The sequence below is a fragment of the Fictibacillus sp. WQ 8-8 genome, assembly GCF_024494405.1.
Classification (GTDB): Bacteria; Bacillota; Bacilli; order Bacillales; family Fictibacillaceae; genus Fictibacillus_C; species Fictibacillus_C marinisediminis.
Genome location: NZ_JAMXKG010000052.1, coordinates 1 through 595, shown reverse-complemented (window position 1 = coordinate 595; position 595 = coordinate 1). Strand labels below are relative to the sequence as shown.

The following is a 595-nucleotide window of genomic DNA, read 5'->3' as shown; positions in this document are numbered from 1 at the left end:
TCATGAAGAAGGGCATATTCCCAAAAACCCAGCAGCGAAAATAAAAGAACCTAAAACCGGGAAACGAATTCCTAAATTTTTGACTGAAATGGAAATTGAACATTTACGGGAAGCCTGTTGTTCCCCAATGGAAAAGGCTCTGTTTGAATTCATGTTTTCCACTGGATGTCGAATAGGTGAAGTTGTTACCCTAGATAGAGGTAGAATTAATTGGTCGAACCGGTCAGCTGTTATAAGAGGTAAAGGCGATAAGGAACGGGAAGTCTATTTTAATATCCGGTGCGAAATTTGGTTAAAACGATACCTGGATAGTCGTGTAGACAGGGATCCTGCTATCTTTGTCACGGAACGCGATCCTCATCGAATGGGCATTGCCACGATGCGATACATAATTAAGCGAATTTCCAACCGTGCTTGCATTAACAAAGACATTCATCCGCATCAACTGAGGCACAGCTATGCAACCCATTTATTGAATAATGGAGCACCTCTTGATGTTATTCAAAGCTTATTAGGTCATGAAAAAAGTGAAACTACCCGGATTTATGCGCAATTAAGCGGAAGCATCAGACAGGAATTTTATAGGAAATATTTT

General features: G+C 40.3%; 1 protein-coding gene. It reads left to right on the top strand.

Features of this window, described 5'->3' with window-relative positions; all coding sequences use genetic code 11:
* Window positions 1–595, top strand: a 595-nt coding sequence (locus M1K46_RS25575; protein ID WP_256228239.1) for a tyrosine-type recombinase/integrase, incomplete at both ends; no start/stop codon positions are given.